This is a genomic window from uncultured Sunxiuqinia sp. (genome assembly GCF_963974515.1).
In the GTDB taxonomy this organism is placed as follows: Bacteria; Bacteroidota; Bacteroidia; order Bacteroidales; family Prolixibacteraceae; genus Sunxiuqinia.
Map to the genome: position 1 here is coordinate 20,691 of NZ_CAXBDD010000025.1, position 25,283 is coordinate 45,973.

The window sequence follows — 25,283 nt, forward strand, 5'->3', positions numbered from 1 at the left end:
CGTAAATTAGACTTTTAACAATGAGGCGCATCTTTATTGGTATAAACATCAGCTTGTCGCCGGAGTCGCAGCAGGTTCTTAGCCGGCTTAAAATCGAACTAAGGGACGAACCGATCCGTTGGGAGGTGCCGGAAAAGCTGCATATTACCCTCTGTTTTATTGGCAGCGTATTGCCCGGGCAGTTGGAAACTGTTTGCGAAATTTTGCAGCAAGTCAGTCAGGAGCAGGCCGTTTTTTCTTTTCTGCTGAAAAACCTGTCCTGCTTCAAACGCCGGGGCGAGCCTGCCGTTGTGTTTTTTGATGTGGCAAAAGGAGATGAGCTGGTTGGGCTGGCAGGGCAAATAAAGAACAGGCTGAACACCACAGGGATCAGTACCAATCCGGGATTTAATCCGCATGTGACCCTGGCTCGGCTCAAGAAGCTGAAGAACAAGCCTGCCTTTTACGCGGTGATGGACCAAATGAGAGAGACTCCCGCACAGATAGTTGATGTGCAAAAAATCATGCTGTACGAAAGTGTTCTGAAACCTGGCGGGTCGGAGTACAAAATTCTATACGAGTTTAACTTTTCATGATGGCATCTAGCTTCGCTGAATATTCGATTTTTCGAGGCTTGCGTGCGCGTGTTACTCCGGTTTTTGATGTCGACCCAGGTCCTGGCCGCCACTTGCTTTGTTGCAGGTGTCAAAAAGCTGGTTGAATCCGCCTATTTCTTACCGCAACAAGGTGATTTACGTGTGGTTTCTGCTATTGCCTGTTTCCACAGGGTTTGACCCTTTGAAGCAACTTATAATGGTGTAAATCAGAATTTTAAAATCAATATACAGCGAGATGTTTTTCAGGTAAACCAGGTCGTAGGGAAGGCGTTTTAGCATTTCCTCAACAGTTGAGGCGTAGCCATATTTGACTTGTCCCCACGAAGTAATTCCGGGACGAATCTTGTGCAAGTGCGTGAAATGAGGCGCTCGCTTCACAATCTGGTCGATGAAGAATTTCCGTTCCGGGCGTGGCCCTACCAAAGACATTTCTCCTTTGATGACGTTGTAAAACTGAGGAATCTCATCCAGGTGTGTGCGACGCAAAAACTGGCCAATGGGAGTGATCCGGCTATCATTGTGGGCAGACAGTTCAGGACCGTGTGGCTCGGCCTTATCGACCATGGTGCGAAATTTATAGATGGTAAATGGTATCCCAAACCGCCCAATCCGCTCCTGCTTGTACAAAACCGGTCCTTTGCTATCAAGCTTAATGCAAATGGAAATGACAAGATAAACGGGGAGAAACAAGATGATGGCTATGACGGAAAAAACAACATCAATCAGGCGTTTCATGTGGATCTGCCAGGCCGGCATAATTCCGTTGGAAATTTTAAATAGCGGGCTGCTATATATCGCGTTTGTTTTAGCATTCCCCGAAAGCAGGTCGAATAAGTCGGGAATGCCCCAAATGGTTAGCGTTCGATTTTGTAGCGAGGTCAGAATTCCGGTCAGTAAATCATGTTGTGACGATTCGATGGCAATAATGACTTCTTCCAGCTGGTATTTCTCGGTTACCTCCGGAAAATTTTTCAATGTTCCCAGCCTGGGTAGAAATTCTTCCAGCGGTGAGTAGTCGCTTTCATTGATCGTTAAAAAACCAACAAACCTGAATCCGGCTGGCCGAACCTGCGTGCTGAGCTCCTTGTAAGTCTGCAGGGCTTTTTCATTGCCGCCAATCAGCAACGTGTTAAACCCAAACTTACGCGTGTGAATGCGATGAATGATCCGGCTGGTTTGAATGAGGCGGAATGTGTAAGTCAATCCAAAATGAAGGGCAAACAGGGTAAAGAAAAGCTGGTAATAGTTTTTGTATGAGCCAATGTAGTCGTCAAGGATCAGGGTGAAGAAGATCACAACGACACCAATCAGCGAGCTTAAAAATGTTTGCCCAAGCTCCAGCAGGCGCGATTTGCGGTAAATGTTGCTGTAGTACCCCCAGAGATAGTAAAAGAGAATCCACAAAGCTGGAATAATCAGTAAGCCCAGGTAAAAACGGCTGGTAAATTCAAGCGGAACCTCCGTCCCAAAATACTGGGGTTCGATGTATTGTTTCCGGTAGATGTAAAACAAGATCCAGCTTGCAGCAGCTGCAATGAAGTCAAAAGATAAGTACCTGATAACTTGTGCTTTTTTATTCATAAGGCCGAGTTTCGTTAGGCCAAATCACGTCGTAGTACAAACGGATTGGGAAAAGTTTAATGCTGCAAAATAGACATTTTAGTCAAGCAGTACGCAGTTCATAAACTTTAATTTATCCCTGATTTCATTCATACAGATTATGGCTTGCTCTAATTCGTTGAGCGATATTGAAATAGCACTTTTATGCTGAATGGCTTGGAGGAAATGTTCTAAGGCGTTTTTCTCGGCGCGCAAGCGCGTTTTACTGACTGGCAAACCTGCTGGCAAGGAAATGTAGTTTTCATCTTTCTGAAAAATTTCAACGAACGATTGGGTGGAAGTAAACATGCCGCCCACGTCAATTTGGGCAATGGAGCCAGTAGCAAACACTAACCGGAGACTGATTGTCCCTGTTTGTTTGGTGCTGTCAAAAGCAAAAACCTCGGTCTTCTTCACCTCACTCTTTTCGGTCGATGCTACATACAGTAAAAGGTTCAGTAATTGGTTTTCAATGTCATTTTTACTGAGTGGAAGCCGAATCGTGATTAGTTTCTGTTTGTTCAGGCGGTGTTGGATGTTCAGGTTTTCATCCAGAAATGCAAACGGGTTAAACAGCAGAATGGTCGATCCGGATTCGTTGGCCAGGTTAATGAGCTGCCTGGTTTCATTCAAGTTTAGTTTCGGAATACTTTTCAAAAACAGGTGGTTGCTTTTTTTTATCACGGTGCGCATTAAGCCAAAAGATGGCGTTTGATTATTGACAAAGATGGCATCCGACTTCCCGAGCAAGTCTTCCGTTGTGTATTGTTGGTTTTCCAGATCCTGGCTGTCAATGTCCTGCACGATGCCGGTAATCTTGAAGTCCTTAAATTGTTGAATCAATTTGATTGATTCCGTTGCAGAAACATCACCCGAAAGAATTCCTATTCTGATCATAGCTGCAAATTAGAAATAAAAAGCTATTTTAAAGGGCTTATAGGAATAGAACTTTTCAACGGTTTTTGTTGATAATGTAGGTTCTTTAAATCCGCTTTAGTCAAGCATTTTGAACTATTTTTACCTAAAATTTTAAAAACAATGGATTCTCGTGACAGTTTAAGACATCAAGGCATGCGAAAACGGCTTGTTGAGGGTATTCGCATCAAAGGAGTCAGAGACCAGCGGGTTTTGGATGCCATTGCGAAAGTACCCCGGCATTTGTTTATGGATAGCAGTTTCATTCAATTTGCATACAAAGATCAAGCTTTTCCGATTGGAGCGGGACAAACCATCTCGCAGCCTTTTACTGTTGCTTTTCAAACTCAGTTGCTTGATGTTCAGCCTAACGAAAAGGTATTGGAAGTGGGTACCGGAAGTGGGTACCAGGCCGCTGTCCTTCTGGAGATGGGGGCTACTGTTTTTACAATCGAACGCCAGCGGGAACTGTTTCTGAAAGTTCAGCAGCTATTGCCGGAGATCGGTTATCACCCGAAATTTTTCTACGGTGATGGTTACAAAGGGTTGCCGACTTACGGACCATTTGATAAAATTATCATAACAGCCGGGGCTCCGGTTGTGCCTGAAGAGCTGTTGCAACAATTGCGTATTGGGGGTGTTTTGGTGGCTCCAATTGGCCCTTCGGAAAAACAAACGATGTGTAAAGTGACCCGAAAATCAGAAGAAGAATATGAAAAGGAAAAGCATGGAACATTTGTCTTTGTTCCCATGTTAAAAGGTACTGTAAATTAAAGCGTAATGATTCAAATTAAGAAGTTCACATTTAACCCGATACAGGAAAACACCTATGTTCTTTACGATGAAACCGGTGAGTGCGTTATTGTAGATGCCGGTTGTTTTTTCGATTATGAAGAGAAAGAATTGGATGATTTTATTCAGGAAAAGCAATTGAGGCCGGTGAAGTTGATCAATACCCATTGTCATTTCGACCATATTTTGGGAATTAATCACTGCCGCAGCAAGTATAGTATTCCATTTTATGCACACCAGGACGATGCTTTTTTGGTTGAAGACATTGTCGCTCATGGCGACCGGTTTGGCATTCCGATCGAACCTGTTGATGCCGTCGATCAGTTCTTAAATGAAGGCGACAAGGTGACTTTTGGAGAGTCAACGCTTGAAGTCATTCATGTTCCGGGGCATGCACCGGGACATGTGGTTCTTCACCAGCCTGAACAGCAATTTCTGATGGCTGGCGATGTGTTGTTTTATGGCAGCATTGGCCGAACTGATCTGCCCAAAGGGAGTTTTGAGCAGCTGGTTGGAAATATCAAAACCAAACTCTTCCGCTTGCCCGATGAAACAACGGTTTTTAGTGGGCATGGCCCCGAGACGAGCATTGGCTTTGAAAAAAAGAGCAACCCTTTTTTAATGGATTGACCGAATCTGTAAGCGGATAAAAATCATTTTTTTGTCCGCTTCTTCCAGTTAATATTACCGCAAACTTCAGAAAAAAATTAAGTATGGGAAGTGATAAATTTGTAGCCCGTCATATTGGTCCCCGCGAGGAGGACATCAAAACTATGTTGGAAGCCATCGGTGTTTCCTCCTTGGATGAATTAATGGATCAGGCTGTTCCGGCCAGCATTCGTCTCGAAAAGCCGTTGCAGTTGCAAGATGGACTGACAGAACGAAAATATTACCGCCGGATTCACGATCTGGCAAAAATGAATAAGGTGTTTAACACCTACATTGGTATGGGATACTACGATACCATTACGCCAGCGGTAATTTTGCGAAACGTGTTGGAAAATCCGGTTTGGTACACTTCCTACACGCCGTACCAGGCCGAAATTTCACAGGGTCGTTTGGAGGCTTTACTGAATTTTCAAACCATGGTTTGTGAGCTGACAGCTATGCAACTAGCCAATGCCTCGCTGCTTGATGAGGCTACTGCTGCTGCTGAAGCCATGGTGTTGATGCACAATGCCCGCTCACGCGCCAAAGCGAAAGCCGGGGCCAATGTCGTTTTGATTGACGAAAACATTTGGCCGCAAACGCTGGATGTGCTTCAAACCAGGGCAACACCATTGAATATTGAATTGCGAATTGGCGCGGCTGCCGACTTCGTTTTTGATGAACAGGTTATCGGACTGATGGTGCAATATCCGAATTCGAACGGCGAAATTTTGTCGTATGCTGATTTGGTTGAGCAGGCACACGCGGTAGAAGCAAAGGTGGCAGTAGCTTCCGATCTGCTGAGCCTGGCCCTGCTCACTCCGCCGGGAGAATGGGGGGCTGATGTTGTTTTCGGAAGCTCCCAACGATTTGGTGTACCCATGGGGTATGGGGGGCCGCATGCTGCTTTCTTTACGGCACGCGATGAATTTAAACGCATTATGCCCGGACGAATTATCGGGGTTTCAAAAGATAAACATGGCAACCGGGCTTTACGCATGGCCCTGCAAACCCGCGAGCAGCATATCAAGCGTGAGCGGGCCACATCGAACATTTGCACCGCGCAGGCTTTGCTGGCCACCATGGCTGGCTTTTATGGCGTTTATCACGGGCCCGAAGGTATCCGTGGAATTGCTGAGCGTGTACATGCCATCGCCGTTCTGCTGGATGAAGAAATCTCGGCATTGGGCTACCGCCAGCTCAACCAAAATTATTTCGACACTATTCGATTTGCACTACCCAAACATGTGAAACGCGAAGATATTGAGTGGCTGTCACACGAGCTGGAAATGAATTTCCGCTACTTTGAGAACGGGGAGGTTGGCTTAAGTATTGACGAAACAACCAACCTGGAAGATATTAACTGGATGATCGAGGTGTTTGCCAAAGCGGCCAATAAGCGCTATCCAACCATTACTGTTTATCCTGAAAAAGGAAATATTGATTCGGCTTATACCCGAAGTTCTTCGTTTATGCAACAGGAAGTTTTTCGGAAGTATCGTTCTGAAACAGAAATGCTCCGTTACATCAAAAGGTTGGAACATCGCGACATTTCATTAACCCACTCCATGATTCCGCTTGGATCGTGTACCATGAAGCTGAATGCGGCAACAGAAATGCTTCCGCTAAGCTGGTTCGAGTTTAGCAGTATTCATCCCTTCGTGCCGAAGAACCAGGCACGCGGTTACCAGGAAATGATGGAAGAGTTGCGCCGCGACTTGGCCGAGATTACGGGTTTTGCCGATGTCAGCTTGCAACCAAATTCGGGTGCTGCCGGTGAATACGCTGGTCTCATGGTGATTCGCGAATATCATTTAAGCCGTGGCGAGAATCAGCGAGATGTGGTTCTGATTCCGTCGTCGGCTCACGGAACCAACCCGGCCAGCGCGGTGATGGCAGGCATGAAAGTGGTGGTTGTTCCCTGCGACGAACGGGGCAACGTGGATGTGGAAGCTTTACGTCAGAAAGCTGAAGAGTTTAAGGAAACCCTGTCTGCCTTTATGGTGACTTACCCATCGACACACGGGGTGTTTGAAGCCTCAATTGTTGAGATGTGCGATATTATTCACCAGTACGGGGGGCAGGTTTACATGGATGGTGCCAACATGAATGCCCAGGTTGGGCTGACTAATCCGAAGCGAATTGGCGCCGACGTTTGTCACCTGAACTTGCATAAAACCTTTGCGATCCCGCATGGGGGTGGTGGACCTGGCGTTGGCCCAATTGCGGTGGCCGAGCATTTGGTCGACTTTTTGCCGTCGCATCCGGTCATGAATAATGGTCATGTTGGTATTTCTGCGGTTTCGGCTGCACCATGGGGAAGCGCTTCTGTGCTGCCAATTACTTATGGTTATATCAAAATGCTGGGGGCTGATGGACTGACTAAAGCTACGCAAGTCGCCATTCTGAATGCCAATTACATTGCCAGCCAGTTGAAAGACACCTACGGAATCTTGTATGTAGGTGAAAAAGGTCGCGTAGCTCATGAAATGATTCTGGAGTGCCGTCATCTTAAAGCGGCTTCAGGAATAACCGAAGCAGATATTGCCAAGCGCTTGATGGATTATGGATTCCATGCACCAACCTTATCGTTTCCGGTACATGGTACCTTGATGATTGAACCGACAGAAAGTGAGTCGAAGCAAGAGCTGGATCGCTTTATTGAGGCTCTGAAAGCTATTTTTGATGAAATTCAAGCCATCATTGAAGGAAAATCGGATAAGGAAGATAACCCGCTGAAGCATGCACCTCACACATCTGAAACGGTGACCTCGGATAACTGGGAGCATTCCTACAGCCGTCAGCAGGCCGCCTTCCCTTTGACATGGCTCAAGGAAAATAAATACTGGCCTCCGGTTGGCCGGGTTGACGATGCTTATGGCGACCGCAACTTGATGTGCACCTGTGACCCGATAGAAAGCTATCAATAATTATCATATAATGACTGCTGTTTTGTATCTTTACAGCAGTCATTTTTATTACCATGATTACATACCCAATTGCAAAGATTAATTTAGGACTGCTGATTACCGAAAAGCGGCCCGACGGATTTCATGATATTGAAACCGTTTTTTATCCGGTTCCCATTCAGGACGCGCTGGAAGTTGTGGAGTGTGATTCGTTTAAAATCAGCATCACAGGCATTGATTTGAACGAGGACCCCGAGAAGAATCTGGTGGTAAAAGCGTATCACTTGCTACGAAATGATTTTCAGTTGCCCCCGGTCAGTATTCATCTTCATAAAAATATTCCGGTGGGAGCTGGTCTCGGAGGCGGATCGGCCGATGCCGCGTACATGCTACTTCTTTTAAATGACTTGTTTCAGCTGGAAATTAGCGAAGAGCAGCTATTAGAATACGCCTTGAAACTGGGAAGCGATTGCCCGTTTTTTATTCGGCAAAAACCTGCTTTTGCGCGGGGACGTGGTGAACTGCTGGAGGAACTGCCGATCAGCTTGAAAGGCTACCACTTGGTGGTCATTAAACCCCCGGTTCATATCGCTACTGCTGAAGCCTATCAGGATGTAGTGCCCGCGAGAAGCCGGATTTCACTCAAAGCGCTGGTACGGTTTTCGGTCACCAAGTGGAAGGGGAATATTCAAAATCAGTTTGAACGAACGGTATTTCCCAAACACCCTGAGGTGGAGGAAATCAAACAAACCTTATACAAATTCGGAGCAACCTTTGCGCTGATGTCGGGTAGTGGTTCGGCTGTCTTCGGTCTTTTTACATCTGAAAAAAAGTCGCTGATCTCGCGCTTTCCGGCGGACTACCAAATTTTCTTTCAAAAGCTTTAATTCCTTGAGGATTGAATTGTGTTGATCATTTAAGGTTTCCTTAAGAAAATCTTCAGAAACTTTAACAGCTTGCTTTGTAACGTTTTGAGTTTTTACTGGTCTATAAATCAGAAAACAATTAGAAACAAACAAGTAAGTCTTAAAGCTATGAAACGAATCATTAAACAGGTGTTTTTTGCGATTGTGTTGATGGTAGCCCTAACAGGGATGAAAGTAAAAGTAACCAGTTCGCTATTGCAAGCAGAAGTTGAACCGGAGCTGGAGCTCGAAAACTGGATGGTTGACGAATTTTTCTGGAACAAGAAATCGATTGATTTAACTCCGGCAACAGACAAACCGTTGGAATTTGAAGTGTGGATGACTGATGACAACTACTGGAGGTAAGTCTGTCGTTGGCTGTAGAAACACCAGAAAGAAAAAAAAGGGACCATTGGGTCCCTTTTTTTATAGTGGTTTGATTTCAATCATCAAATGCTTCTTAGGAATTTTCTCTCCCGGCTTGACGTACACTTTAACGATCTTGCCATCAAAAGGCATTTGCACGTTGTTGTGCATTTTCATAGCCTCTAAAATTAAGAGGCTATCGCCTTCCTTGAGTTTTTCACCCACTTTTACATGAACATCAATGATTGTTCCGGGGATGAAAGAATAAATATGATTCATATTGGGTTCTTCCCAAATCGGACGATTACGGTACTTGCGGGTATATTCAGTATAATATTTTGCGCTGTGTACGATAATCGTTTCGTATTTCTGTTCAGCCATAGTTCTGATTTTTTGTTTAAAATGGAGGAATTCCGTGTTTTTTGCTCGGACCCATAACCGATTTGTTTGCCGATACCTGTAGGGCATGGAGCAACATTTTGCGGGTATCTTCAGGCTCAATCACTTCATCAATGTACCCTCTAGCAGCGGCCACATAGGGGTTGGCAAATTTTGTTTTGTACTCCTCTATTTTAATTTGACGCATTGCTTCCGGATCGGCCGCTTCAGCAATTTCCTTGCGGAATACGATGTTGGCAGCTCCTTCAGGTCCCATCACTGCAATTTCGGCTGTTGGCCATGCAAAAACAAAATCGGCACGAAGGTGGCGTGAGTTCATGGCGATGTAACCGCCTCCATAGGCTTTTCGGATAATAACCGTAATTTTTGGTACCGTGGCCTCGCTGTACGCGTAGAGAATTTTTGCTCCGTGGCGAATAACTCCGGCATGTTCCTGGTCAACTCCTGGCAAATACCCGGGCAGGTCTTCCAGGGTGATGATCGGAATGTCGAAAGCGTTGCAGTAGCGAATAAAGCGGGCAGCCTTATCGGAGCTGTCACAATCCAGTACCCCGGCCAGAACCTTTGGTTGGTTGGCGACAAAACCTACTGTTTCGCCGTGCAAACGACCAAATCCAATCACAATATTAGGTGCAAATAATTCCATGATTTCAAAGAAGTCGGAATTATCCGTGATGGCTTGAATAATGTCCCGAATGTCATAAGGCATTTTCGGGTCGCCTGGTACGATATTCTCAATTTTCTTTTTCTTCTTCGGAAGTTTAGGCTCAATTTTGGTCGCCTTTTGCTTGTTGTTCCATGGAATATAGGCCATCAGTTTTTTGATCTGCTCAAAACATTCCAGTTCACTCTCGGCATAAAAATGAGCATTTCCGGTAATTTCGGCATGGACCTTGGCTCCTCCCAATTCTTCCATCGAAATTTCTTCACCCAGTACGGTCTTGATAACGCTTGGACCCGTGATAAACATTTTGGAGATGTTATTTACGACAAAAACGAAGTCGGTAAGCGCCGGAGAATAAACTGCTCCCCCTGCACAAGGTCCTAAAATAACCGAGATCTGAGGGATAACTCCTGAAGCCAGCGTGTTGCGGAAGAAAATTTCACCATAACCAGCCAGTGAGTCAACACCTTCCTGGATCCGGGCACCACCTGAGTCGTTGATTCCAATTAATGGTACACGCATTTTGAGGGCGTGGTCCATAATTTTTGTGATTTTCCGGGCGTGCATTAAACCCAGTGATCCACCGGCCACGGTGAAGTCCTGAGCGAAAATACATACCGGAGAACCATGGACTGTTCCTGTGCCGATGATCACACCATCGCCGTGCAATTTCTTATTTTCCATGTCAAAATCGCGGGCTGCGTGCTCAACAAACAGGTCATACTCGTGAAATGAACCCTGGTCAAGGATGTATAAAATACGCTCGCGGGCAGTGAGTTTCCCCATTGCAACTTGTTTCTCAATGGCTTTTTCACCACCACCTTTGAGAACTTCACTCTTCCTTTTTCGAAGGTCAAGGATATTCCGTTTCAACGACATATTAAATAGTTTTAATTAAAAAAAATGTTCCGGTTAGCCGGAGACCGTTAAAAGTTTATGTTAGCTCTTTGTGTTTTTAACGGGTCAAAATTAGAATTTTTTCAAACACTAAGCTATTTTTTTTAAACATTTGATGTTTGGTCATACGGGAGAGCTAATATTTGGTTTTGAACAATTTGCCTTATGGTTTGAAGGTTCACTTAGCGGCTTCCCTGTTTATAGAGATAGGCCGCCAGGGCACCAAAAAGTATGTTAGGAATCCATGCTGCTATGATAGGCGCGACAGCTCCGGAGAGGGCAAACACAGTCGATATTTGCATAAACATAATGTACGTAAAACTAAATAAAATACCCAGGCCGAGATGAAGACCAAGTCCTCCTTTGACTTTGCGCGAGGCCAGCGAAACGCCCATCAAAGTTAAGATGAAGGCCGAAAAAGGCCCGGAAAGCCTTTGGTGTTTTTCGATTTCAAACTCTGTGGTGTTAACTCCCCGTCGTTTCATTTCTCTTATTTCTTCATTCAGATCAGGTAATTTCATGGTTTCAACAATGTTTTTCATCACCCGATAATCATCCGGGGTCATATTCAGAGTCGTGTCGATTTTGGTGCCGGTAGTAATGGTTTCGTCATAGCCGTCAATATCACGGATGAAGTAATTGTTGATCACCCATTTCATGTCTTCCCGGTCCCATTTAATGTAGTCGGCTTCCAACTTCGATTTGAGTTGGCCCTCCTCAAATTTTTCGATGGTGAATTTATACCCCACATCATTGGAGGTATTATAGCTTTGCATATAAATAAATACTCCGGGCGAAAGTTGGCGGTGGATATTTCGTTCAAGGTAATTTTTCGGCGAATCAATATAAGTCGTTCTGAAATCAATTCGTTTTTTATTGGACGGAGGAATGATGTAATTTCCGAGGGTGTAGGAAAGTAAAGCAATAATGAATGCTGAAATCATATACGGCCTCATGAGTCTTGCATAGGATACTCCGCTGCTTAGAATGGCAATGATTTCGGAGTTGTATGCCATTTTTGAGGTGAAATAAATAACTGCAATGAATGTGAACAGGGCGCTGAATAAATTTGCATAAAATGGGATGAAGTTCAGGTAGTAATCAAAAATGATGGCATTCATCGGTGCGTCTTTCGAAATAAACTCATCCAGATTTTCAGAGAAATCGAACACCATAGCAATGCTGATAATCAGTGCAATGGAGTAGAAGAAAGTCCCCAGGAATTTCTTAATAATATAGATGTCAATTATTTTCAGCTTTGGTATTTTCATATCCAATTCTATAGGCGTTTTCCTAATTGTTGTACCATCTCTTCTTTCCAGGCTTTGAAGTTGTCTACCAAAATCTGCCTGCGGGCTTCCTTCACAAGCCACAAATAAAAAGCCAGGTTGTGCTGGCTCGCAATCTGGGCACCCAACATTTCATTCGAAATAATCAGATGACGCAAAAACGCTTTGGAATAGTGGTGGTCGACAAATGATGTGCCATCCGCGTCGACGGGTGAAAAATCATTGGCCCACTTTTTATTTCTCATGTTGATAATTCCTCTTTTTGTAAACAACATGCCGTTGCGTCCGTTTCGCGTGGGCATTACGCAATCAAACATATCCACTCCCCGGTCAATGGCTTCCAGTATATTGATGGGTGTTCCAACCCCCATTAGGTAGCGGGGTTTGTTTTGTGGAAGAATTGGATTCACCACTTCAATCATGGCGTACATGTCGGCTTCGGATTCGCCCACCGATAGTCCTCCAATGGCGTATCCATCACTTGGAATGGAACTGACATGTTTGGCTGCCGCCTCTCTCAAGTCAGTGTACACAGCGCCTTGCACAATGGGAAACAGCGACTGTCTGTGCCCGTACAAGGGCTTGGTTTTCTCCATTTGATTGACACAGCGTTCGAGCCAGCGTTGTGTGAGTTCAAGCGATTTTTTGGCGTAGTCATAATCGGCATCTCCCGGCGTGCACTCATCAAAAGCCATCATGATGTCAGCCCCGATTTTTCGCTGGACATCAATGACACTTTCGGGGGTAAAAAGGTGGCGCGATCCGTCAATATGCGATTGGAATTTAGCTCCCTCTTCGGTTAGTTTCCGGATGTCACCGAGCGAAAAAACCTGGTAACCACCGCTGTCGGTCAGTATTGGCCCGCCCCAGCCATTAAACTTATGCAGTCCGCCAGCCGCTTCAATGATATCGGTTCCCGGGCGCAAATACAAATGGTACGTATTGCCAAGAATGATTTGTGCCTGGATGTCATCTTTTAGTTCTTTAACATGAATACCTTTCACCGAACCGGCAGTTCCTACCGGCATAAAAATGGGGGTTTCAATTGTTCCGTGTCCAGTTTCCAGCATTCCGGCCCGGGCTTGGCTGTTAACTGCTTGATGTTGAAGCGTAAAATCCATGTGCTGATTTTTGAGTGCTCAAAGATAGCTATAAAAGTTAAACCATAAGAAATAAGGCTTTCAGGCCTTGGGTTATTTTCACGTAAAGATGCGTGAGAAGTCTGTTTGATTGTTATTTTTGCGTGTAAAATCAAATCATGGATTGCAGCTTCTTTGAACGAACGATGATAGAGTGGATTGCACCTGGCCTTTTTTTTAGTGCCGTCGTTATTGAACTATTCTTTTTGTTGTTTTTCTTCCTTCGCTTGATATTTCTGAGAAAAATGTCAGCGAACGGGCTGGCTCAGCCTATTAGTATTTGTCTTGCTGTGCGCAATGAGGAGGAACGTATCGAATCCATTTTGACAGATTTACTGGAACTGGATTATCCAGATTATGAAGTGGTGCTTGTCGATGATTTTTCAGAAGATCACACCCTTCTTAAAGTAGCGCAACTGGCCAAAAAATATCCACGGCTAAAGTTTACATCCATCAGCCAGGAAACCAACTTTTCAGAGAAAATTGCGATTAACTTGTCTTTGAAGGCAGCATCATTCGATCGCATTGTTTTTTTAAGTCCCGAAAGTCAGTCAGTTGATTCAGCATTTTTGAAGAAGTTGGATGACAACGCCGGCGATTCAAATTTGATGATGTGCTACATTAACTTTGCGCCCCAAAAAAGCTGGCGTAACAAGCTTTGCCGAATCGAACGGCTGACAGCTTTCGTTTATTCAGCCGCTTTTTCGATGGCCGGACTACCGGTGTTTTACGAAGATCGAAATGTGCTTTTCCAGAAGTCTATCTACTTTGATCAATCTGGATTCCGCGGAAAAATGAACGATCATTTTGCGAATCTCGAATTGATTTTCAACGATCGGTTTAAAAAGAAAATCCATGTGTCGATTGATCCGGACACCTTTATTTACGAGCAAGGTGGGATTCAACGCGGCGTTTTTTTTGATCTTCTGAAAAAGAGAATACGGTTAACCCAGCACTTGGGATTCTGGAAACGACTGGTTTATTTCATGGGTGATCTATCCAAATCCTTGTTTTTCGGCACCTTGGTCTGGATGTTGGTCACTGAACCTAAAAACTGGGTGTTTGTTGTTGTTCCTGCCATACTTGTTCTGGTGATGCAATTTTTTATTCTTAAAAGTGTGGTCGCTCATTTGAAGGAAGATAAAATCTTGTTATCTTCGTTTGTGTACGTTTATATCAGACCGGTGCTAAATTTGTTACAGGCCACAAAAAACTACATCAACGATAAAAAAAATAAATGGAATTAAATCCTAATTTGTCCGATAAGGCCCAACAGGACTTCGCCTTGGTTGAATCCGCCTTAAAAGGGGATGAAAAAGCATTTGCTAAGCTGCTAAGTAAATACAAGGATGCCATTTATTTTATGCTCCTGAAGATGGTAAACAACAAGAGCGATGCAGAAGATCTGACTATCGAGGCCTTTGGAAAAGCGTTTAAAAACCTGCATCAGTATTCTCCAAGTTATGCGTTTAGCACCTGGCTATTTAAGATCGCATCAAATAACTGCATCGATTTTCTGCGAAAGAAAAAAGGTGTGCATGTGTCGATTGAAAGTAACTCCGACAGCAATGACAGTGAGCAGACCGTCCGGCTCAAGTCGAGAGACCCCAACCCGGAGGAAAAGCTGATTCGCATACAAAAAGCCATTTTGCTGCGCCGCATTGTACACAAGCTCAAGCCACGCTACCGAACGCTTGTCGAACTACGTTATTTTCGTGAATTTTCCTACGAAGAAATTGCAAAAGAGCTAAATTTGCCGCTCGGAACTGTAAAGGCTCAATTGTTCAGAGCTCGTGAAATGCTGTTCAAAATGATTGAGTCGACGGAGATCGACGACAAGGATTCCTAACATATTGGATTTTAGTTCGGTTGGTTGTCAATTTAGGCTAAGCGAATTTGAATGCTCACGGTGTCAGTCGTGGTGTCTTCATCTATTAAGCGAAATTTATGGAAATCATCAATAAATATTTTCCGGATTTAACGGGCCGGCAGCAGGAACAGCTGGCTCAACTTGGTCCTCTGTACCGCGAATGGAATGAAAAAATTAATGTCATTTCACGAAAAGACATTGATCAGCTTTACGAACGTCACGTTCTTCATTCGTTGTCCATAGCGAAGTACATTCGGTTTGCACCGGGCACTTCGATTATGGATGTTGGCACAGGAGGTGGGTTTCCCGGTATTCCGCTGGCTATATTATTTCCTGAAACAAGCTTTTTACTGGTTGATTCCATTGCAAAAAAAATAAGGGTGGTTGAAGGAATCAGCGAAAGTTTAGGACTGACGAATGTTAGCGCGCGGCAAGACCGCGCCGAGAAAGTAGATGGTCAATTTGATTTTGTGGTGAGCCGTGCGGTAACAGCATTCCCTAAGTTTGTGGCGTTGATCCGGAAAAAGATCAGCAGTAGGCAGAAGAATACGTTAGGAAACGGTATTCTATACCTAAAAGGCGGTGATTTTTCTGACGAGTTGGAACCCTTTAAGAAACAGGTGCAGGTTTATCCTTTGAGTCAGCAGTTTGAAGAGGAATTTTTCGAAACCAAGAAGCTGATTCATTTGCCGCTAAAAAAGCTTCTAAAATAAGTGACAATATTTTGGAGGGAATCAAAAAAGGATTATTTTTGCAGTCCGAATTAAGCGAGAGTACGTTACAAATAAAAATATTGACAAATGAAAAGGACATTCCAACCATCAAACAGGAAGCGCAGAAATAAACATGGATTCCGTGCGAAAATGGCTACTGTGGGCGGTCGCAAAGTTTTGAAGTTGCGTCGTGCAAAAGGAAGAAAGAAATTAACTGTTTCTGACGAACCACGTCACAAGCGTTAGGAAAGCAAGTTAAATCTTAAAATACATTGAGAGGTGAAGAATAACGATTCTTTGCCTTTTTGTGTTTTTAGATACCTGCCTAGGTGCCGCTGACAAGGAATGTCGTGCCAGATTTATCAGTAGCAGTTTCGTCGGCGATTCAATCGGGAAGTAGATTGACAAGCGTTTTATATTTTATTCGCCCTTCTACATACTATTTTTTAAGCTATTTTTGTTACCTAAGAAGATATAAACACTTACCGTATGAGTTTGAAGGCGTACCTGACAAGTAAAAATTTCTGGATGAGTATTTTCCTGGCTATTGCCATAACGATCATGCTGTTGTTGATTACCATGTTTGGCTTGCGGGTTTATACCAACCACGGCGAAGCCTATGCGGTACCCGACTTTTCAGGAATGTTGCTCAGTCAGGCTAAAGAAAAAGTGGCCGAAGCCGAATTGGAATTCCAGATTATGGATTCGGTTTACCTTGAGGAGGCAGAACCAGGTGCCGTAATTGATCAAGTTCCTGCCGCCGGATCGTTGGTTAAGCATGGAAGAACTATTTTTTTCACCATTTGTGCTACCAAGCCTGAACAGGTAGCCATGCCTAAACTAACTGATATTTCCTTCAGGCAGGCAATGAATCTGATGATGAGTTTTGGTCTGAATGTTGGGAATGTGGATTATGTGCCATCGGAATTTCCGAACTTGGTGTTGGAGCAAAAACTTCATGGAAAACCGGTGGAAGAAGGAACCTTGGTTAATAAGGGAGCGAACATCGACTTAACCGTTGGACAAAACCGCTTTGGCGAACGAACCGAAATTCCCAACTTGATCGGCGTACGCCTGGATCAGGCTAATGAATTAATTGCCGTGTCATATTTGAATGTGGGAGCAGTGATCTACGACGATTCGTTCGAATCGAATGCTGATAGTGCCGAAGCCCGTGTTTGGCAACAACGTCCTGAATCCATTCCCGGGGAGGTGATTGAACAGGGAAAATCAATCGATTTGTGGCTGACTGTCGATGAGGAAAAATTAGAACAAGCCAATGAAAAGGATTTGAATTAATGGTTGAAGATAAAAATATTGATTTCGGTGACGATTCTGAAGAGTTGGATGACCAGGTGATGTACGAGCATCACAAGTTGGAAGTTGATCCTGGCCAGAAAATGTTGCGGGTGGATAAATACTTGGTCAACCGGATTGATAACGCCTCAAGGAGCCGGATTCAGGCTGCAGCCGATGCTGGCAACATCTTGGTGAACGGGCAGGCGGTTAAGTCGAACTACAAAGTGAAGCCCGGCGATGAAGTGGCTGTCGTAATGGATTTTCCGCGACGGGAGCTGAAAATTATTCCCGAAGATATCCCACTGAATATTGTTTATGAGGATGATCAGTTGATCGTCCTCAATAAGCAGCCCGGATTGGTTGTTCATCCCGGGCACGGAAATTATTCCGGAACACTGGTTAATGCGTTGGCCTACTATTACACGGACTTGCCACTTTTCAAAAGTGCCGACCCACGCCCAGGACTGGTACACCGGATCGATAAGAACACTTCCGGGTTGATGGTGGTGGCAAAAACCGAGTTGGCAAAAACCAAACTCTCGCTTCAGTTTTTTGAGAAAACGACCAAACGGCAATATGTAGCTTTGGTTTGGGGTAACCTGAAAGAGCCCAGCGGTACTATTGAAGGAAATATCGGGCGCAGCCAGAAAGATCGGCAGGTTTTTACCGTTTATCCCGAAGGCGAACATGGCAAGCCGGCAGTTACACATTACAAGGTGCTGGAGGAATTGGGCTATGTGAACCTCGTGCAGTGTCAGCTCGAAACCGGCCGTACGCACCAAATTCGGGTACACATGAAATATCTTGGACACCCGCTTTTCAACGACGATACTTACGGAGGCAATCAAGTGTTGCGAGGCACAACCTTTGCCAAGTACAAACAGTTTGTACACAATTGTTTTAAAGTTTTGCCGCGTCAGGCATTGCATGCCAAGACCCTTGGTTTTGTGCATCCGACAACCGGAGAGGAAATGCTTTTTGACTCGCAACTGCCTGAAGATATGAGCGAGGTCATTGAAAAATGGCGGGCTTATATTTCAAACCGAAACATTGAATAAACAAATTCCCGAATGAAAAAGAATATTGCGGTAGTGTATGGAGGCGATTCTTCCGAGTATGTCGTTTCTGTGATGAGCAGTAAGAACGTACTGAATGCTATCAATACTGAATTGTTCCGGCCCTGGGCGGTGGAAATGAAGGGAGCCGACTGGAAGTTGGTGATCGATGGACAACAGGTGGCAGATGTTAATAAGCAGGATTTTAGCGTTCAGTATCAGAATGAAACAATCCGGTTCGATTTTGCTTACGTCACCATTCATGGCACTCCCGGCGAAGATGGCATTCTGCAGGGTTATTTCGATTTGATGAAAATCCCTTATTCGACCTGTGGTGTGCAATCGTCAGCCTTAACCTTCAACAAATATTTTTGTAGTAATTACCTGCGCAACTTCGACATCACTATGGCGAAGTCTATCCGCCTGACAAAAGGCACGTACATTGATACGGACGCGCTGGTGGAGGAGCTGGGCTTGCCTGTTTTTGTCAAGCCCAATGCTGGCGGGTCGAGCTTCGGCATTACCAAGGTAAAGGCCAAGAGTGAATTAGCAGCAGCGATTGAAAGTGCCTGGAAGGAAAGTCGGGAAGCTTTGGTCGAAGAATTTATTGACGGGCTGGAAATTACCAGCGGTTTGGTGAAAATGAAAAACGAATCCTTTGTGTTTCCGATTACAGAGGTGGTTCCGAAGAATGAATTTTTCGATTTCGAAGCCAAGTATACTAAAGGGGCCACTCTTGAAATCACTCCGGCACGTATTTCCGAAGAGCTGACAAAAACCTGTCAGCAGTTGTCGTCAAAAATTTACGACCTCTGCGATTGCAGGGGAATTGTCAGGATCGACTATATTTTGAAAGGCGGAAAATTTTATTTTCTGGAGGTGAACACCACTCCCGGTATGACTGCAACCAGCTTTATTCCCCAGCAGATTGAAGCCATGGGTATGGAGCTGGAAGACATCATAACCAAGCTTATTTCCGATAGGATTTGTTGAAAACTATCGGATCTAAATTAGCGAAAGGAGGCTGGAAAGGACTCCTTTTTTTATACCTTTAAAATTCGTTTTTCAGAAAAAATGCCTTTCTAAAAGGATTTATAAATCAACACGTTTATATTTTAAGACATGGCCGCAGAGAGAAAAAGCAACCAGAAAAATTCCTCCGTAGAACAAATGAATGCGCAGTATGGGAAATTGCCGCCCCAGGCAATTGACGTTGAGGAAGCGGTTTTGGGAGCTTTAATGTTGGAGCGGGATGCTTATGTTACTGTGGCCGATATTATTGATACTCCAAGCTTTTACAAGGATGAGCACCAAAAAATATTCGATGCCATAAAATACCTTTCGACTCATGAAAAGCCGGTGGATTTGCTGATGGTTACCCAGCAGCTGAAGGATCTGGCACAATTGGATGCGGTTGGTGGTCCGCTGTACATTACGCAGTTAACGAGCCGCGTAGCCTCAGCCGCTCATATCGAATTTCATGCTCGGATTATTGCTCAGAAATACATCCAGCGTGAATTGATCCGCGTGTCGTCAGAAATTCAGACCAGCGCCTACGACGATAACATGGATGTGGATGACTTGATTGATTTCTCCGAAACGGCACTTTTCAAGGTGGCCGAAGGAAACATCAAAAAGGAAACCCTTCCGATTAAGCCGCTTTTGAAGGAAGCCGCCCGACTGATTGAGGAAGCTTCAAAGCGGGAAGACGGACTGAGTGGTGTTCCCAGTGGATTTACTGCATTGGATCGCATTACTTCAGGTTGGCAAAAAACCGACCTGGTGATTGTGGCTGCCCGCCCTGCCATGGGGAAAACGGCGTTCGTACTTTCCATGGCCCGCAATATGGCGGTGGAGCATAAAAGCCCGGTAGCCGTCTTCTCCTTGGAGATGTCATCGGTACAGCTGGTGAATCGTTTGATTGCCGCAGAAACCGAATTGGGATCTGAAAAAATTAAGAATGGCCACTTGGCCGACTGGGAGTGGGAGCATTTCAACCGGAAACTAAATGTATTGGAAGAGGCTCCGTTGTTTATCGACGATACGCCAGCCTTATCTATTTTCGAGTTTCGGGCCAAGTGCCGCCGGTTGAAGATGCAGCATGACATTGGCGTGGTGATTGTCGACTACTTGCAGCTGATGACTGCCGGGGATGCTGGCCGGGGAAGCCGGGAGCAGGAGGTGAGTATGATTTCGCGTTCGCTGAAGGCCATTGCCAAAGAACTGGACATCCCTATTTTGGCGCTGTCACAGTTGAACCGTTCGGTCGAATCGCGCGAAGGAAAACGTCCGCAGCTTTCCGACCTGCGGGAATCTGGAGCCATTGAGCAGGATGCTGACTTGGTGCTGTTTATTCACCGTCCGGAGTATTATGGTATTACAGAAGATGAAAATGGCAATTCGCTGATTGGTGTGGCTGAGATTATCATTGCCAAGCACCGGAATGGTTCGGTGGGCGATGTGCAGCTGGCTTTCAAAAAGCAAAACGTCAAATTTATGGACTTGGAGACGGTCATTCCAGAAGAGATTGGCGGGGGCAACTTTGGTCAAACCTTTGGCTCGAAAATGAATGACGACCTTGGAAATGTAGGGATGCCTGTAAATAGTGGTTTTGAATCCGAAAATACCCATTCGTATGGAACACCTAAATCGGATGATATTCCGTTCTAATGGATTAAGAAAGTGTTTGTTAATCCTGTGCTTTCTCTTTCTGTTTTTTCAAAACAGCCTGGCCGTTTACCTGCTGGTGCCGATGGATAAAGAACAAAAGAACCACCTCAAAGCCTACGGAATTGCTTACTGGACACTGGAGCAAGCCATTGAGGTGAAGTGGTTGCTCAACTACAGAGGTGGGAGTTTTTTGATTCCTTATTATGCTGAAATTGAAAATGAATGCCTGGTCCGCGGGGTGATCGTGGAGAAGATCGCTGATGTGCAGTCGCAGTCCATTTTGGCTGAAATTGCCAGGCCCGAAGTCAACCAGGATGCCATCAGCATGCAGAAGGCACCGAAAGTCGCGGTGTATTCACCACCCAACAAACAGCCCTGGGATGATGCGGTAACCCTTGTGCTGACTTATGCTGAAATTCCATATACCATTATTTACGATGAAGAGATCCTGACTGACCAGTTGTCGGAATATGACTGGCTGCACTTGCATCACGAAGATTTTACCGGGCAGTTTGGGAAGTTTTTTCGCTCGTACCAGCACATGCCTTGGTATCAGGAAGAGGTGAACACGAACAGGAGCCTGGCCGAGCGCATGGGCTTTGACAAAGTTTCGGAAATGAAGCTGGCGGTAACCAAGGAAATTCAGCGCTACATTGCACGCGGCGGCTTTTTGTTTGCCATGTGCGCCGCCACCGACACCTACGATATTGCACTGGCAGCCGATGGGGTGGATATTTGTGAGTCGATGTTTGACGGCGATCCGGCGGACCCGCACATGAATGAGAAGCTGAATTACGAGCACACACTGGCTTTTCGCGACTTCAAAGTCGTAAAAGATCCGTTTGAATATGAGTTTTCAGATATTGATGTATCCACCTCGCGGCAGGTACCGCAGAACCAGGATTATTTTACCCTATTCGATTTTTCGGCCAAATGGGACCCCATACCCACCATGCTGACCCAAAATCACCAACGAATCGTGAAAGGATTCATGGGGCAAACCACCGCGTATAAACACCAGTTGGTGAAGCCAAACGTGTTGGTAATGGGCGAAAACAAAGGGGCAGGAGAGGCCCGCTACATTCATGGCGAAATCGGGCAGGGCTTTTGGACATTTTATGGGGGACACGATCCCGAAGATTACCGCCACCTGGTCGGCGACCCACCAACCGACTTGAACTTGCATCCCAATTCACCGGGCTACCGCCTCATTTTGAATAACATCCTTTTCCCGGCTGCCAAGAAGAAAAAGCAAAAGACCTAAGAGACGATTGGAGACCCTACCGTATTGACTTCATGATTTCCATGGACAAGGTCATATCCTTCATGGATATCCCCGTGGTTCTTGTTAAGTACTCCATCGTTATCGTGGACAAGGCCTCCAGCCTGGGCTAGATACGTCTCCAACCTTTTTTTACCTCTCTGACCTTTTCGTATTCAAAAAAAGACAACAGTTGTGATTGGTTTATAAAATTTTTCTTAAAAAATGAAGTGGATCCATGGACAGCCCAGTCTGCAGTATGAAATACACAGGCTTAAAGGTATCTGTGGCTAATGATAGTGCCCGTCCGGCAGGCTTATTCTTGTGGTTTTGTCCAGTCAATGTCGTACAGAAAATCGTTGTATGGGAAACGGGTGATATGCACTTTCTTCACCTCTTCATACAGCACTTTCTTGAACTCTTCGATATTTTCCTTTTCAGTCGCTGAAATAAAGAGCGATGGTGTGTTGTTCTTGCCCATCCAGCTATTCTTCAATTCTTCAAGTGAAAGATTATCCTTGGTTTTTGGACTTAAATCGTCATCGTCTTTTTTGATATATTCAAAAGCATCAATCTTATTGAATACGTAAATGGTTGGTTTTTCACCCGTTTTGATTTCCGAAAGCGTCTCGTTCACCGTGTCAATTTGCTCTTCAAATCCGGCATGCGAAATATCGACCACATGTACCAGAATATCAGCTTCGCGCACTTCGTCGAGGGTCGATTTAAAGGATTCAACCAAGCCGTGAGGCAGCTTGCGGATAAAGCCAACCGTATCGGCCAGCAGAAAAGGCAGGTTGCCAATAACCATTTTTCTAACAGTAGTGTCTAGGGTTGCAAACAACTTATTTTCTGCAAATACTTCCGACTTGGCCAGCATGTTCATGATGGTTGACTTGCCAACATTGGTATAACCCACCAAGGCTATGCGCACTAATTTGCCCCGGTTTTTGCGTTGGGTGGCTTTTTGTTTGTCTATTTTTTCAAGTTGAACCTTTAGTCTGGCTATTTTATCAAGGATAATCCGACGGTCAGTTTCAATCTGTGTTTCACCCGGGCCACGCATCCCAATACCACCGCGCTGGCGTTCCAAGTGAGTCCACATGCGGGTTAGTCGAGGTAACATGTATTGGTATTGAGCCAATTCAACCTGTGTTTTGGCGTGGGCTGTTTGGGCTCGCTTGGCAAAAATATCCAGAATAAGGTTGGTTCGATCCAGTACTTTACACTCCAGGGTTCGCTCTATGTTTCGCAGCTGCGTCGGACTCAACTCATCATCAAAAATGACGGTGTCGATCTCATGGATTTTGATGAAGTTATTAATTTCCTCCAATTTTCCTGAGCCAACAAACGTAGCTGAATTTGGAACATCAAGCCGCTGAAAGAATTGTTTTTCAACTCGGGCGCCTGCTGTGTCAGCCAAAAATTCCAACTCGTCGAGGTATTCCCGGGCTTGCCTTTCATCCTGGTTCTGGTTTATCAAGCCAACTAAAACGGCTGTTTCCTGTGTTTTGGCGGTATCTATCATTCAAATTGAAGTTTAATCCATAAAAAATCCTGGTCCCGAAATAACGGAGCCAGGATTTTCGTTTATGTAAAGTCGTTATTGTAAAACAAAGTTAATCGGAACCGTGTAAGATACTTTTACTGGTTTTCCTCTTTGTTGTCCTGGTTTCCATCTCGGAAGTGTGTTTACCACCCGGAGTGCTTCTTTATCCAAAGAACTGTCAACACCACGGGCAATTCGCGCATTGGTAATGCTTCCGTCGGTATCAACAACAAAGTTCACGTAAACTTTCCCTTGAATCCCGTTTTCCTGAGCAATAACAGGATATTTGATGGCATTGGCAATGAATTTCCGCAAAGCCAATTCTCCGCCTGGGAATTCAGGCATGTCTTCAACAATAAAGAAAACCTGTCCTTCATCAGCTTCTTCTTCTTCCTGAATAACAGGAGCTACTTCAATTGCTGTTTCTTCATCAATATCGGAGTCTTCAATTTCGAGTTCGTCTTCAATCTCTGTTTCATCATCCACAATGTTCAACACCTCAACAACTTTTGGTGGTGGTGGTGGTGGTGGTGGTTTTACTTCTTCTTGACGGGTAATCGGGATAATTTCGTCTTCTACATCCTGCTCAGCCACTGATCCTAATGATGCAGCCTGATCTACTTTTGAAGTCCATTCAAAAGCAAGTAGGCAAAGACCTAGAGCTACCACGAACCCTATCTGAACAAAAATATTTCTTTTGCTCTCAAGATCGGCTTTTGGCGATTTCTTTGGTTCCATAATTCAGTTTTAGAAGTTTATTCTATTTTCAGAAACAATTTTTTAATTGAGGGCTTAAAGATAAAAAATAATCTTCAAAACCAAGAGCTCAGTTCCTAAATTATTAACACGAGCTTTTGTTGTTTTGTTTATTGTAGCACAAAACTAATGGGAACGTGGTAGGCAACCCGGACGGCTTTCCCCGACTGTCTGCCTGGTTGCCACAGCGGCATGCTGTTCACTACGCGCAGTGCTTCCTTGTCGAGCGACGGATCAACGCCGCGAACAACGGTGGCATCGCTTACTTGTCCGTTTGTATTGACAACAAAGTTAATATACACTTTCCCTTGGATTCCATTTTCCTGAGCGACCATCGGATAATCGACAGCCTTCGCAATATACCGGAGGAGGGCCTCCATGCCTCCCGGGAATTCAGGCATTTCATCCACAAAAAAGTAAACAGTTTCATCTGTAAATTTGTCCTCACGGTGCGCTTCGAGTAAGGCATTCACATCAATTCCTTCGTCGGTCATTTCGGTATCGAAAATGTCCAGCTGCTCATCTTCTATTTCGGTTTCATCATTAACAAGAATAAATTCCATGACCGTTCGAACGGGCGGCGCGAGTAATTCTTTCTCTGGTTTGGTCAAGGGGATAATAACATCGTCTGGGATATCCCATTGAACCTGTCCGAAGTCATCCATTTCTTGAACCGGTGTTTTCCAGCTGAATGCCAAAAGGATAAGAGACAGCGAAAGAACCATTCCAATGCTGAGCAAAAGTGGACGTTTACTTTCCAGGTCAGCTTTCTTTGTTTTTTTTGTTTCCATAGCGTTTGATTTAATTGTTTAGAAATGAGAGGGTAATTGAAAATCAGGAAAACAAAAATCAAACCAAAAAAAGAATACGTCGCGTATTTTGAAAATATTATTATATTTGCGGTGCAAAAAAATGATGGGGGATTAGCTCAGTTGGCTAGAGCGTTTGACTGGCAGTCAAAAGGTCATCGGTTCGATTCCGATATTCTCCAC

Annotated in this window: 24 protein-coding genes and 1 tRNA gene; 16 read left to right on the top strand and 9 right to left on the bottom strand. The window is 44.7% G+C overall.

The genetic code is table 11. The features are described 5' to 3' along the window. Positions 1-20: 20 nt before the first annotated feature. Entirely contained in the window at positions 21-575 is a 555-nt protein-coding gene (thpR, locus tag AAC033_RS08055; RefSeq protein ID WP_339736864.1) for an RNA 2',3'-cyclic phosphodiesterase, read from the top strand. A gap of 156 nt (positions 576-731) precedes the next feature. On the opposite strand, the gene AAC033_RS08060 is transcribed toward thpR, so the two are convergent. After that, a complete protein-coding gene (locus AAC033_RS08060; protein ID WP_339736865.1) occupies positions 732-2,177 on the bottom strand; it encodes a sugar transferase in 1,446 nt (481 codons plus the stop codon). Between the two features lie 78 nt (positions 2,178-2,255). Next, positions 2,256-3,092 carry a hypothetical protein gene (locus tag AAC033_RS08065; protein ID WP_339736866.1) on the bottom strand — a complete coding sequence of 279 codons (837 nt, stop codon included), beginning with the start codon at positions 3,090-3,092 and terminating at the stop codon, positions 2,256-2,258. A 174-nt stretch (positions 3,093-3,266) separates the two neighbouring features. On the opposite strand from AAC033_RS08065, the gene AAC033_RS08070 reads away from it, so the two are divergent. From AAC033_RS08070 to AAC033_RS08090, 5 genes are all read left to right on the top strand, one after another. Next, positions 3,267-3,884, top strand: a complete 618-nt coding sequence (locus AAC033_RS08070; protein WP_339736868.1) for a protein-L-isoaspartate(D-aspartate) O-methyltransferase — start codon at positions 3,267-3,269, stop codon at positions 3,882-3,884. A 6-nt stretch (positions 3,885-3,890) separates the two neighbouring features. Continuing rightward, on the top strand, positions 3,891-4,532 hold the full coding sequence (locus AAC033_RS08075; protein ID WP_339736870.1) for an MBL fold metallo-hydrolase: 642 nt from the start codon (positions 3,891-3,893) through the stop codon (positions 4,530-4,532). An 83-nt stretch (positions 4,533-4,615) separates the two neighbouring features. Next, on the top strand, positions 4,616-7,480 hold the full coding sequence (gcvP, locus tag AAC033_RS08080) for an aminomethyl-transferring glycine dehydrogenase (RefSeq protein WP_339736872.1): 2,865 nt from the start codon (positions 4,616-4,618) through the stop codon (positions 7,478-7,480). Between the two features lie 53 nt (positions 7,481-7,533). Beyond that, entirely contained in the window at positions 7,534-8,346 is an 813-nt protein-coding gene (gene ispE / locus AAC033_RS08085) for a 4-(cytidine 5'-diphospho)-2-C-methyl-D-erythritol kinase (RefSeq protein WP_339736874.1), read from the top strand. 147 nt (positions 8,347-8,493) lie between these two features. After that, positions 8,494-8,730 (top strand): hypothetical protein, encoded by a 237-nt coding sequence (locus AAC033_RS08090; protein WP_339736876.1) that lies wholly within the window; start codon positions 8,494-8,496, stop codon positions 8,728-8,730. 60 nt (positions 8,731-8,790) lie between these two features. Here the strand turns inward: AAC033_RS08090 and AAC033_RS08095 are convergent, their stop codons facing one another. The 4 genes from AAC033_RS08095 to tgt form a co-directional block, all read right to left on the bottom strand. Further along, positions 8,791-9,111: a biotin/lipoyl-containing protein gene (locus AAC033_RS08095; protein ID WP_339736878.1), complete on the bottom strand. Its 321-nt coding sequence runs from the start codon at positions 9,109-9,111 to the stop codon at positions 8,791-8,793. A 16-nt stretch (positions 9,112-9,127) separates the two neighbouring features. After that, positions 9,128-10,672, bottom strand: a complete 1,545-nt coding sequence (locus AAC033_RS08100) for an acyl-CoA carboxylase subunit beta (protein WP_339736880.1) — start codon at positions 10,670-10,672, stop codon at positions 9,128-9,130. Between the two features lie 200 nt (positions 10,673-10,872). Then, a complete protein-coding gene (locus AAC033_RS08105; RefSeq protein ID WP_339736882.1) occupies positions 10,873-11,961 on the bottom strand; it encodes an LptF/LptG family permease in 1,089 nt (362 codons plus the stop codon). A gap of 8 nt (positions 11,962-11,969) precedes the next feature. Then, entirely contained in the window at positions 11,970-13,100 is a 1,131-nt protein-coding gene (tgt, locus tag AAC033_RS08110) for a tRNA guanosine(34) transglycosylase Tgt (RefSeq protein ID WP_339736884.1), read from the bottom strand. A 263-nt stretch (positions 13,101-13,363) separates the two neighbouring features. On the opposite strand from tgt, the gene AAC033_RS08115 reads away from it, so the two are divergent. The 9 genes from AAC033_RS08115 (at position 13,364) to AAC033_RS08155 (ending at position 21,989) form a co-directional block, all read left to right on the top strand. Further along, positions 13,364-14,365: a glycosyltransferase gene (locus tag AAC033_RS08115; protein WP_339736886.1), complete on the top strand. Its 1,002-nt coding sequence runs from the start codon at positions 13,364-13,366 to the stop codon at positions 14,363-14,365. After that, complete coding sequence (locus AAC033_RS08120; RefSeq protein WP_339736888.1) at positions 14,356-14,967, top strand: sigma-70 family RNA polymerase sigma factor; 612 nt, start codon at positions 14,356-14,358, stop codon at positions 14,965-14,967. Before AAC033_RS08115 ends, AAC033_RS08120 begins: the two co-directional genes overlap by 10 nt. Before the next feature lie 98 nt (positions 14,968-15,065). Next, positions 15,066-15,701, top strand: a complete 636-nt coding sequence (rsmG, locus tag AAC033_RS08125) for a 16S rRNA (guanine(527)-N(7))-methyltransferase RsmG (protein ID WP_339736890.1) — start codon at positions 15,066-15,068, stop codon at positions 15,699-15,701. 87 nt (positions 15,702-15,788) lie between these two features. Continuing rightward, on the top strand, positions 15,789-15,947 hold the full coding sequence (gene rpmH / locus AAC033_RS08130; protein ID WP_082326480.1) for a 50S ribosomal protein L34: 159 nt from the start codon (positions 15,789-15,791) through the stop codon (positions 15,945-15,947). 243 nt (positions 15,948-16,190) lie between these two features. Then, positions 16,191-17,000: a PASTA domain-containing protein gene (locus AAC033_RS08135; protein ID WP_339736894.1), complete on the top strand. Its 810-nt coding sequence runs from the start codon at positions 16,191-16,193 to the stop codon at positions 16,998-17,000. After that, a complete protein-coding gene (locus tag AAC033_RS08140; RefSeq protein WP_339736896.1) occupies positions 17,000-18,058 on the top strand; it encodes an RluA family pseudouridine synthase in 1,059 nt (352 codons plus the stop codon). Before AAC033_RS08135 ends, AAC033_RS08140 begins: the two co-directional genes overlap by 1 nt. A 12-nt stretch (positions 18,059-18,070) precedes the next feature. Next, on the top strand, positions 18,071-19,048 hold the full coding sequence (locus AAC033_RS08145) for a D-alanine--D-alanine ligase (RefSeq protein WP_339736898.1): 978 nt from the start codon (positions 18,071-18,073) through the stop codon (positions 19,046-19,048). 129 nt (positions 19,049-19,177) lie between these two features. Continuing rightward, on the top strand, positions 19,178-20,725 hold the full coding sequence (gene dnaB / locus AAC033_RS08150; protein WP_339736900.1) for a replicative DNA helicase: 1,548 nt from the start codon (positions 19,178-19,180) through the stop codon (positions 20,723-20,725). Further along, positions 20,691-21,989 (top strand): hypothetical protein, encoded by a 1,299-nt coding sequence (locus AAC033_RS08155; protein ID WP_339736902.1) that lies wholly within the window; start codon positions 20,691-20,693, stop codon positions 21,987-21,989. Before dnaB ends, AAC033_RS08155 begins: the two co-directional genes overlap by 35 nt. Before the next feature lie 313 nt (positions 21,990-22,302). Here AAC033_RS08155 and hflX read toward each other — a convergent pair whose 3' ends face one another. The 3 genes from hflX to AAC033_RS08170 form a co-directional block, all read right to left on the bottom strand. Next, entirely contained in the window at positions 22,303-23,514 is a 1,212-nt protein-coding gene (gene hflX, locus AAC033_RS08160) for a GTPase HflX (RefSeq protein ID WP_339736903.1), read from the bottom strand. A gap of 75 nt (positions 23,515-23,589) precedes the next feature. Then, positions 23,590-24,273: a TonB family protein gene (locus AAC033_RS08165; protein ID WP_339736905.1), complete on the bottom strand. Its 684-nt coding sequence runs from the start codon at positions 24,271-24,273 to the stop codon at positions 23,590-23,592. A gap of 128 nt (positions 24,274-24,401) precedes the next feature. Further along, positions 24,402-25,082 carry an energy transducer TonB gene (locus AAC033_RS08170; RefSeq protein WP_339736907.1) on the bottom strand — a complete coding sequence of 227 codons (681 nt, stop codon included), beginning with the start codon at positions 25,080-25,082 and terminating at the stop codon, positions 24,402-24,404. Between the two features lie 126 nt (positions 25,083-25,208). Here AAC033_RS08170 and AAC033_RS08175 point away from each other — a divergent pair. Next, a tRNA-Ala gene (locus AAC033_RS08175) sits at positions 25,209-25,282 on the top strand. Position 25,283: the final 1 nt, after the last annotated feature.